The organism is Corallococcus terminator (genome assembly GCF_049194865.1).
GTDB classification, from domain to species: domain Bacteria; phylum Myxococcota; class Myxococcia; order Myxococcales; family Myxococcaceae; genus Myxococcus; species Myxococcus terminator_A.
In genome coordinates this window covers 24892-34896 of sequence record NZ_JBLZWL010000139.1, presented here as the reverse complement: position 1 = coordinate 34896, position 10005 = coordinate 24892, and the positions used below count along the sequence as shown (strand labels likewise).

Here is a 10005-nt window from a genome sequence, read left to right as displayed (position 1 = left end):
CGCAGGGCCTGGAGCTGCGCCAGGCAGGCGCGTCGACGGGCCTGACACCTCATGCGGCGGGGCTCGCCCACCACTGGTCTCGCGCCGGTGTGCCGGGCCGCGCCAGTGTGTGGTTCTCGCGCGCGGGTGACTCGGCGCGCGCGGCCTACGCCAACGGCGATGCGATAACATTCTACGAGGCCGCCATCCGCGAGGCCGCGGCGTCCACCCGGAACGCGGATGCGTTCGACGTGGACGCGAGCACGGTGGCGCTCGACGCGGTCTGGGAGGGATTGGGCGAGGTGCTCGCGCTCACCGGGCGGCAGGAGGAAGCACGGCAGGCCTTCCTGGAGGCCCTGGCACGGATTGAGCAAAGCCAGCGCGTCCATCGCGCCAATGTGCTGAGGAAGGTGGGCAAGTCCTTGCAGACGCACCATCAGAACGAGGAAGCGCTGCGCGTCTACGCCCGGGCTCAAGTCGAGCTGGGCCCGATGCCCGACAGCGTCTCCTCCGCCCCCGGCCAGCGTGAGGCCGCGTGGTGGCATGAATGGGTGCAACTGCAGGGCGAGCGCATCACCGTCCACTACTGGCTGGCCCAGCTCGACGAGATGCGGGCCCTGGTGGAAGGCGTGCGCCCGGTGATGCGGGCCCATGGCACGCCCCTGCAACGCGCGCGCTTCTTCAACTCGCTGGTACAGATGCAACTGCGCAGCGAACGCTATCAAGCATCAACGGAGACCGTGGCCCACGCCCGGGCCTACGCGGAAGCCGCGTTGGAGGCAGAGGGGGACGCTGAGCACGCGGGAGCCCGGTGCGTGGTCGCCATGGTGTTGCTCTTCCATGGCGCCCTGGACGAAGCGCAGTCCTGGATGGAAGAGGCGCTCAAGGGCGCCGAGCGACTGGGAGACGTGACGTTGCAGACGCGGTGCCTCAACTACCTCACCTTCATCCTCCGGCTGCGAGGACGGGTGGACTCCGCGAGCGAGACGACGGCACGAACCCTGGAGCTGGCCACCCGCTCCGGCATGGCCGACTACCTGGGCGCGGCGCATGCCCAGCGGGCCTGGGTGGCTTCGCGGTCCGGAGACACCGCGCTGGCGCGGGAAGCCGCCACGGAGGCGCTGCGCCTGTGGCAGCCCCTGTCGCTCGTGTATCCCTTCCAGTGGCTGGCGCGCTGGCCCCTGCTCGCCGTGGAGCTGGACGAGGGCCGGCTTCCCGAGGCCCTGGAGCACGCCCGGGCGCTGCTCGCCAGTCACCAGCAGCGGCTTCCCGACGCGCTCACCCAGCCGCTGGCGACCGCCCTGGAGCACCACGACGCTCGGCGCCTGGAGGCAGCGCGGGCGACATTGCGCCAGGCGTGTGAGTCAGCGCTGCGACTCTGCTATCTGTGACGGATTGACCGACGTGCTCCTTCTCCCGTCGCGGGCGTGAGGCCCGTGGCCATTCCCGAGGTGCGCATGGCAGGCAAGTACTCGTATTTCTTCTTCAAGCCCGACCGAGTGACCATCCTGGAGGGCTTCACCACGAAGCTCACGGTGTGGGGCGTCCCCACGGACGACCCCAAGAATCTGGAGAACGTCACGGACCGGATGGCCTTCGGACTCGACTCCTCGGATGGCTCCATCGCCATCTACCAGCCCGACCCGTCCATCCTGGAGGTCTCCGGCCACACGGCCAATACGAAGCCGTCGGACGTCATCGCCTGGCCGAGGTCCAAGGACGGCACGTTCCCGGACATCGAGGCTCGCGCGAAGTGCAGCGTGGACCAGGCGGACCTCCTCATCTACGCGCCCGACGGGAACCTCTACTGGGTGAAGCCGGAGCAGTGGCAGCACTCGGAGAAGATTCCCATCGACAGCAAGAGCCTGAGCTGCGCCCTGAAGACGCTGATCGACAACGAAGCCGTCGTGGCCAACATCCCCGAGCAGGCGGACTCCTCCGCGTCACGCGAGGGCCGCTTCCACGAAGGCCCGGGAGGCGCCAGGGCCGAGCCCATCACCTGCTTCCTGCTCAACCTCAACAGCATCCTCCTCAGCTACAAGCCGGGCGCACAGCTCAGGCCGCTGGAGCAGGACCCCTCCTCACGTCCCTCGACTGACACTGACTCCCAGCCTTGATGCGCACCGCCGCCCTCGACTCCACCCCTCCCTCCGCCTCCTCCGGGACGCCCAAGCCGTTCCGGCACGGGACACATCGGGTGATGTCACCCGAAGAGACGCTGGAGCGCGTGCAACGCCTCCTGCCCGTCATGGGCATCACCCGCATCGCCAACGTCACGGGGTTGGACACGATTGGAATCCCCGTCGTCATGGTGACGCGGCCCAACGCACGCTCGCTGGCGGTGTCCCAGGGAAAGGGCCTCACGCTCGCGGCGGCGAAGGCGTCCGGGGTGATGGAGTCCGTGGAGGGCTACCACGCCGAGCACATCTCGCTGCCGCTGAAGCTGGCCACGTACAACGAGCTGCGCTTCCGCTCGCCCGTCATCGACGTGGCGGGACTGCCGCGCCTGTCGGTGAGCCTGTTCCATCCCAACTGGCGCATGCTCTGGGTGGAGGGCGTGGACCTGCTGGGCAACGGGCCCCTGTGGGTGCCGTTCGACATGGTGCACACCGACTTCACGCTGCCCTTGCCCACGGGCAGTGGCGCGTTCCTCATGAGCAGCAATGGACTGGCGTCGGGGAATCACCTCCTCGAAGCGACGCTCCATGGGCTGTGTGAGGTGGTGGAGCGTGACGCCACCGCGCTCTGGTACGCCCGAGGTGAGCGGCGTCAGGCAGCCACGCGCTTGGACCTGGGCACCGTGGATGATGCCGCCTGCCGCGAGGTGCTGGAGACCTATGAGCGCGCGGGCGTGGCCGTGGGCGTCTGGGAGACGACCAGCGATGTCGGGGTGCCCGCCTTCTGCTGTTACATCGTCGACCGGGAGCCGGAGCCCTTGCGCCCCGTCGCGGTGGCGGGCGGCATGGGTTGTCATCCCTCTCGAGGCGTGGCGTTGCTGCGCGCGCTGACAGAGGCGGCGCAAAGTCGGCTCACGCGCATCAGCGGGGCTCGGGACGACCTGCACCGCAAGGCGTACGAGGACGCGCGGGAAGGTGTCGCGGCGCAGCGACTGCGGACCCGGCTGCGTGAGGAGACGCCGGTGCGCCGGTTCCAGGACGCGCCTCATCAGGATGCGGAGACGCTGGAAGAGGACCTCGCGTGGGTGCTGGCGAGGCTGCTCACGGTGGGAGTGACTCAGGTGGTCGCCGTGGACCTGACGAAGCCGGAGCTGGGGCTGCCGGTGGTGCGCGTGGTGGTGCCCGGACTGGAGCCCACGCATGAGGCACCGGGCTACGTCCCGGGAGCGCGCGCCCAACGAGCGATGCGAGGGGACGGGACATGAAGGTGTTCATCTTCACGGGTCCCACGCTGCGCGCCGAAGAGGCACGTGCGGAGCTGGACGCGGTGTACCTGCCGCCCGTGCAGCAGGGAGATGTCTACCGGGCCACGCTGGAGAAGCCGGCGGCCATCGGCATCATCGACGGCTTCTTCGAGCATGTGCCCGCGGTGTGGCACAAGGAGATCCTCTGGGCCTTGTCGGAAGGCATCCACGTCTTCGGCGCCGCGAGCATGGGCGCGCTGAGGGCCTCCGAGCTGACGTCCTTCGGCATGGAGGGCGTGGGCGCCATCTTCGAGGACTTCCAGCGCGGCGTGCTGGAGGACGATGACGAAGTGGCGGTGGCGCACGCGAGCGCCGAGGACCACTTCAGGCCCCTGTCCGAGGCGATGGTGAATGTCCGCGCCACGCTGGCGGCGGCGCGGAGTGCCCAGGTGGTGAGTGAGGACACTCGCGCTGCGCTGGAGCGGCTGGCCAAGTCCCTCTTCTACGTGGAGCGTGTGTGGCCCACGGTGCTGAGCCGGGCCGCGCGCGAGGGGCTTCCTGGCGCGGAGCTGGAGGCGCTCAAGGTGTGGCTGCCCGAGGGGCGCGTGGACGCGAAGCGCGCGGATGCGGTGGCGTTGCTGCGCACGATTCGGGCGCGGATGGAGGCGGGGCTCAAGCCCAAGGAGACGCACTTCCCCTTCCAGCACACGGACGCGTGGGAAGAGGCGCGGAGGCGCGCGGGCAGACAGCCGTTGCGCTACGCGGCGAGCCGCTTGGAGGGAGTGGCCGCCGAGGCGCTGCTCGATGAACTGCGGCTGCGCGGCGGATTGAAGGAGGCGCGACGGTCGAGCATGGCGCGCGCGCTCGCCGTGGAGGAAGCGCGGCGGCTGGGACGGGAGCCGGGAGCGGAGGACCTGCGCACGACGGAGGCGGCGTTGCTGCACGAGCGACAGCTCACCCCCGAGACTTTCGAGCAGTGGAAGTCGGAGCAGTACGTCGACGATGTCCCTCGACTGCTGCGCGATGAGTCGCACGTGCGCTGGGTGGAGACCCTCTTCGAGCCGGATGTGCTGCGCCACCTGGCGGACCACCTGCGCTTGACGGGCGAGTACGGCGCACTGGTGCAGCGGGCGCAAGACAAGGAGCAAGTGCTCGCTGACGCAGGGCTCGCCGCGCCGCGCCTGGAGGACGCGGGCATCACCGAGGGCGCCCTGTGGGCCTGGTACTTCGAGGAGCACCAGGGACGGATGGTGCCGAGCCCGCTCCATCAGGCCGCGCGCGACGAAGGCTTCCCGGACGTGGACTCCATGCGCCGGGCCGCACTGCGCGAGCTCTGCTACGTGCTCGCGAAGGCCGGCGAGGCAGCCTGACTTCCGGCCCTGGGCCACTCGCGCGGGGCTTCATCGCTGGGCCCTCCGCATGGACCTCGACACCTTCGCGGTGAGCCCGTGGCGGATTCGAAAGCCGCCGCTCCCACGCAGAGCAACCCGCCGCTTTCAACGGAGTGTGACAGGAGACGCACAGCAGCCTCCTTCAGCGTGGAGAGTCGCGCCCGCCGATCTTCGGGAAGCGCTCGTAGGCCCGCTTGAGCGCGTCCAGGTGGGCGGGGTTGTCATAATCGAGCGGCGCATCAGTGAGCTTTACAACCCATCCGCCCGACGGCGTACGCCGCGCCCGCGTGAGCAGTTCAGCGTCGCGAGCAGGATCCGGGAACCCGATGGCCTGCGCGGAGGCAGCAGACCAAAAGTTCACCCACCCGAGGAAGCAGGGAGTCTCAGGCGCGGGGAGTTTTTCTGGGAGATTGAGCATGGGAAGCCCACGAGGCGAGCGCTCCGGCCCATGAGCGGAGCGGCGAAACTGCTCCCCGACTTCCGAGCCGTAACCATACGGTGACGCATGCCCCCAGAACGAGCGCGCCCCCTCCGCCACGGCCTCAAGCAAAGCCACCGCTGCCGAGATAGCGGCCTCGTCTAGCGGCAACTCCGCATGAACGTTGAACTGCGACTGACCGCCCGGGCTGAGGCGTCCCGATCTTTCCCTCCCGTTCACCGTCACGGGGTAACTCTCGTCCCCGTTGCACAGAAGAGGGAATTTCCCGTCCTGCGTCATTTCCGCGAGCCACGCGTCGCGATGCGGCAATGCGATGGGGCGCCCGCCTTCGGAGATCCTCCATGCCAGGCGCAAGCCGGGAAGTGCCTTTTCCATCCCATGGACGACATCGAGCGTGCGGCCGTCTTTGCCCACGAGCGCAGGCGCGTAGACGATGAAGGTGAGGACTCCAGGCATGCTCATCGTGTGCACCCCGTGACGACGACATTGAGCGTGGGAATCTGGGCGCGCAGCGCGTCTTTGTGCGCTTGCTGGCTCACCCCAACGACGAAGTCGTATCCACAGGCCGCTGCGGCGTCTTGCTCCTTTTCTATTTGCTCCACCTCCTTTTCAAGCTCCCGTCTCCGGACAAAGGGGGGGTAGGTGTCAAATCGGTGGGTCTTGATCTCCCACAGCACTCGCACACCGACTTGCAGCGCATCGAAGCGCTCACCGCCCACGAATACGTCCATGCCGGGATAGCGGTTGGGCGGAAACTTATCGGCGCACTCGTTATGCGGGACATCTTCGCCCGCGTGCCGCACCGGGATGGGCTCGCACGACGGACGGCGCGGCTTGGTTTCTGGCGGTGGGGGGAAGATGTCTCCGGTGGGTGGGCCCTTTGGCTTTGGCGTTCGGTTCGCCAACGGTTCCTGAGCGGGCTGCGCTTGAGCCTTGGGCTTCGCGCGCTCACGGGATGCGTTCCGTTGATAAGCATCAATCCCCTCCTGGATGGCGGCTGCTACCACCACCGCGCTAATAACAATCACTGCACCGACGACAATTTCGGGTGCCGCGAAGACACAGAGGGCCACGACTGCGGGAGCGGCTGCATCCGCGTAGGCGACAGCACATCTTTCGGTGACATCCCGAAACCTGACCCTGTCGCGATCGAGAGAATGAAAGCACCGCTCCGCGAGGAGCGGCCACTCGTTGGAGGCTTCCCGCACCACGCATTTCCCATCATCCGTCCACGGGTACTGCGCCGCCCGCTGAAGGTTGGCGAAGCTCTGACTCGGGGGACTCGGGTCCTCCATCCTTCCCGGGCTCGGATCCATCGTGGCGCAGGCCGAGAGCAGGAACAGGATGAGGAGGGCGCTGCAAGTTCGCGAACGCATGGCCACGTTCTTTCAATTCGACTGCGACGCAGGCTGCCCCCATGGGCCGCCCGCGTCGCTGGAGTCAGCTTCTCCGCTGAGCTGACTTCTTCCCCGGTGCCGCCTTCGGCTTCTTCGCCGAGGCCTTCCGCACCGAAGTCACCTTCTCCGTCGCGGGCTGCTTCTTCGTCGCCACGACCTTCGGCGCCGATGTCTTCTCGGGAGTCCCCTGCCCCACCACGCCAGACTCCGGCTGCAGGACAAACACGCAGTCCAGTCGTCGACTGCCGCGCCGCGCGGGTGAGTTCACGTCGTAGTCGAAGTCATACGCGGCCACTACACGCAGCCCCGCGTCACGGAACAGCTTGCTCGCCTGCGCCGCGTTGTACGTGCGGAAGAACCACGTCGTCTCGATGAGCCAATCCTTCCCCGGCCCGGTGATGCGCAGTCGGTTGCGCATCGGCGAGCGTCGCGCGCGACGGTCCGGCAGACCCTCGTGCGTGTTGCAGACGACCTTGTCCTTGCCCACGCGCCCCAGCCATCGCTCGTGCTCGGGCACGCTCCGCGAGTAGTCGGTGAGGTGGAAGCCGAGCACATAGAGGCCGTTCGGCTTGAGCAGCCGCCGCGTCCCCTTCAGGTGCGCCAGCGCCGCCGCCTCGCTGTCCAGATACCGGAAGGTGGAGACCAGGTTGTGCGCGACATCCACCTTGCCTTCCAGCGCGGGCTCGAAGAACTCCTCCATGCGAGACGGCGCCAGCTTCACCCGTCGGCGCTCCGCCGGAGTCAGCCGCTTGCGCGCATGCGCGAGCATGGCCTCGGAGATGTCGTAGCCAGCGACCTTCAGGCCGCGACTGGCGGCCTCGGCCACCAACCGTCCCGCGCCACACGCGGGCTCCAGCCACTGCGAGCCCCCCGTGCCGTGCCGCGCGCTGAGCGCCTGGAGGAAATCCGCCTCCCGCACGGTGTCGGTGCCGAAGATGGCTTCGTAGTACTCCGGGTGCTCGTACCAGTCAGTGCGTTTTTCCATGGATGGGTGCCCGTTCGGGCGCGCGCATCCTCAGGTCCCTCGCGTCGAAAGCCAAGTCAAAGCGCGTCAGTCGCTCACGCGGTCCGCTGTTCCGGTGAAACCGTCGGCGAGCCCGATGACTCGGTTCGTGGGCTCGACAGCGCATCGCGCAGCCGCACCCCGAGCATCCGTCGCAGCAACAACACGCCCAGCGGCAGCGGCAACCACAGCGTGAAACCCCGCAGCAACATCACCGCCGTGAGCCCCACCTCCACGGGAACCCCCAGCGAGGACAGCGTCCCCACCGCGGTGGCCTCGAACGTCCCCACGCCTCCCGGGATGATGCTCAAGGTCATCACCAGCGTCGCCAACATGAACGCCGCGAACACATCCGGGAAGTTCACCGGGTGTCCCACGGCGAAGAACATGCAGGAGAGCGTGAGCGCATCCAGCAGGAAGGTCGCGAACTGCAACGCGCTCGCGCGCACCAGCAGCCATTTGTCGCGAACCAGTTCGGGAGGCACCTGGGAGATGGACTCCAGCAGTCCCGTGAGCCCGGGGATGCGACGCGCCCAGCGCGGCGGCTGCCAGCCCCCATGCCGCGTCAGCCAGAGGATTCCGAAGGGCACCGCGCACGCGAGCGCCGCGAAGGCCGTGGCCAATCCCAGGATGGCCGCGTGGAGCTGCGCACGAAACCAGAGGGTGAGGATGGCGATGACCACGGCCACGGCATGCGCCGCGTAGAAGGACACCATGTCCACCAGCAGCGCCGCTGTCGCCACCCGAGGCGGTGCCCCTTCCTTCTGAAGCCCCTTCATCACCACCACCGAGCCACCGATACCCGCCGTGGGCACGAGCTGGTCGAAGGAGAGCTTCATCAAGGCCAGGCCCGAGGTGCGCATCCACGGCGCCTTCACCCCCGCCGTGCTCAGCGTCACCAGCCAGCAGCCCGCCATCGTGAGATACGAGAGCACCTGGAGCACCGCACCGGCCAGCAGCCACTCCGGCCGCGCGCGCTTCAGCATCAAGGCGAACTGGCGCTCCTCTCCGAAGCGCAGCACCACGAACCCGATGAACGCCGCCAGCAACACCACACCTGGCAGCCAGCCCCACACGCTGTGATGTCGCGCGGAGCCGTCCGCCGACGAGGAGGAGGCAGCGCTACCGGAGCCGGAGTGTCTCTCGTGCATGAGCGCATCCACCCCATCAATGAGCGGAGGCTCCCGCCGAGTCGTCCGCGCGAGCCGCGGCGGAATCGAGCAGCCGCGCCGCCATGCGCATGAAGTCGGCCTCGGTGATGATTCCCACCAGGCGTCGGTCCCGGTCCACCACGGGCAGACAGCCGAAGCGATGGTCCAACAGCTTGTAGATGGCGTCGCGCACCGGCAGGTCCGGCCGCACCGTCTCCACATCCTTCGACATGATGCGCGCGACCAGGATGGGGTCCAGGTTCCGCGTCGAGAACTGGCGCGCCAGCGCGCGAATCAAGTCGCGATGACTCACCAGCCCCACCAACCGCCCCTCGCGCACCACCGGCAGGTGCCGGATGTGGTTGAGCATCAGCAAATCGTCCACGCGGACCAGGCTATCGGTCTCCTCCAGCGTGACGACATCACGGGTCATCAGGTCGCCCACGGTGAGCATGACGAGACCACCTCCATCCCAAGCCACGAGCCTCGCGCGCACCATGCGCCGCTCGGGCCGAGTCCTCCCCAGGGTGCGACCGCGCCCCGGTTCGCGCAGCGCGAGGGCGGACAGGCGGGCAGGGGCCGGCGTCCCCTCATGCCTTGTCACTGCACGCTGGAAATCAGACGGTCATCTCGCGCCAGCTCTCGAAGCCGGTCCTTCAGGCTCTTGAACTGCTGACGCAGGACCGCCGCTTTCTTGTGGAGTCCCTCGGCGGACTGGGTTCCCCCCAGCTCACGCGCGACATCCAGCCAGGACATCCGCCGGTCCACTCGCATCAGCAGGAGGTTCCGCTCGCCCGGTTCCAGCTTCGCGCGCAGGGAGCGGAAGCGGTCCTTCACGGGCGTCTGGAGCCAAGGCGCCGTGCCTGACCGCTCGACGTGCATGAGGTCGACCATCTCCTGGCTCGCCACCCTGTCCCTCCGCGGCGAGAAGGCGGTGGACATCCGGTACGCGACATTGCGAGCGACGCGATAGGCCCACGTCCTGAACGAGCTCTCCCACCGAAAGCCTGGCAGGTCCCTCACCAGGCTCTCGCAGAAAATGCAGAAGGCCTCTCGCGCCTGCTCCGGTTCCCGCAACAGCGTCATCAGCAGCCGTCGTATCTCCGGGCCATAGCCCTCCACGGCGGCCTCCACGGCGCCCGCCGTGTCTCCCAGCGCGCAGTGCTCGCGAATCCTCTGCTCCAGCGCATCTCTCTCTTTGGGCGACATTCGTCACACCTCCCAGCGGATGGAATGCCGTCCGCCGTCATCGTGACGGACGCGGAGTCCGAGTGAATTCACATC

Annotated in this window: 9 protein-coding genes and 1 pseudogene; 4 read left to right on the top strand and 6 right to left on the bottom strand. The window is 68.1% G+C overall.

The window, feature by feature from the left end; translation table 11 throughout:
• The 4 genes and pseudogenes from ACN469_RS41500 to ACN469_RS41485 form a co-directional block, all read left to right on the top strand.
• Positions 1–1370 (top strand): annotated as a pseudogene (locus ACN469_RS41500) (serine/threonine-protein kinase PknK); the annotation flags it as partial.
• A 66-nt stretch (positions 1371–1436) separates the two neighbouring features.
• Positions 1437–2096, top strand: a complete 660-nt coding sequence (locus ACN469_RS41495; protein ID WP_498777600.1) for a hypothetical protein — start codon at positions 1437–1439, stop codon at positions 2094–2096.
• The gene (locus ACN469_RS41490) at positions 2096–3361 is read left to right on the top strand and encodes a YcaO-like family protein (protein WP_498777598.1); all 1266 of its coding nucleotides are present in this window, start codon (positions 2096–2098) and stop codon (positions 3359–3361) included. Before ACN469_RS41495 ends, ACN469_RS41490 begins: the two co-directional genes overlap by 1 nt.
• Complete coding sequence (locus ACN469_RS41485; protein WP_498777596.1) at positions 3358–4710, top strand: TfuA-like protein; 1353 nt, start codon at positions 3358–3360, stop codon at positions 4708–4710. The genes ACN469_RS41490 and ACN469_RS41485 overlap by 4 nt, the downstream gene beginning before the upstream one ends.
• 163 nt (positions 4711–4873) lie before the next feature.
• On the opposite strand, the gene ACN469_RS41480 is transcribed toward ACN469_RS41485, so the two are convergent.
• The 6 genes from ACN469_RS41480 to ACN469_RS41455 all read right to left on the bottom strand — a co-directional run bounded on the left by ACN469_RS41480 (position 4874) and on the right by ACN469_RS41455 (position 9930).
• Entirely contained in the window at positions 4874–5632 is a 759-nt protein-coding gene (locus tag ACN469_RS41480; protein ID WP_498777595.1) for a DUF5953 family protein, read from the bottom strand.
• Complete coding sequence (locus tag ACN469_RS41475; RefSeq protein ID WP_498777593.1) at positions 5629–6546, bottom strand: DUF6310 domain-containing protein; 918 nt, start codon at positions 6544–6546, stop codon at positions 5629–5631. The genes ACN469_RS41480 and ACN469_RS41475 overlap by 4 nt, the downstream gene beginning before the upstream one ends.
• 64 nt (positions 6547–6610) lie before the next feature.
• Complete coding sequence (locus ACN469_RS41470; RefSeq protein ID WP_498777592.1) at positions 6611–7552, bottom strand: class I SAM-dependent methyltransferase; 942 nt, start codon at positions 7550–7552, stop codon at positions 6611–6613.
• Positions 7553–7626: 74 nt separating this feature from the next.
• On the bottom strand, positions 7627–8721 hold the full coding sequence (locus ACN469_RS41465) for a lysylphosphatidylglycerol synthase transmembrane domain-containing protein (RefSeq protein WP_498777590.1): 1095 nt from the start codon (positions 8719–8721) through the stop codon (positions 7627–7629).
• Between the two features lie 16 nt (positions 8722–8737).
• Positions 8738–9175: a CBS domain-containing protein gene (locus tag ACN469_RS41460; RefSeq protein WP_498777588.1), complete on the bottom strand. Its 438-nt coding sequence runs from the start codon at positions 9173–9175 to the stop codon at positions 8738–8740.
• Between the two features lie 146 nt (positions 9176–9321).
• Positions 9322–9930 (bottom strand): RNA polymerase sigma factor, encoded by a 609-nt coding sequence (locus tag ACN469_RS41455; RefSeq protein ID WP_498777586.1) that lies wholly within the window; start codon positions 9928–9930, stop codon positions 9322–9324.
• Positions 9931–10005 lie beyond the last annotated feature (75 nt).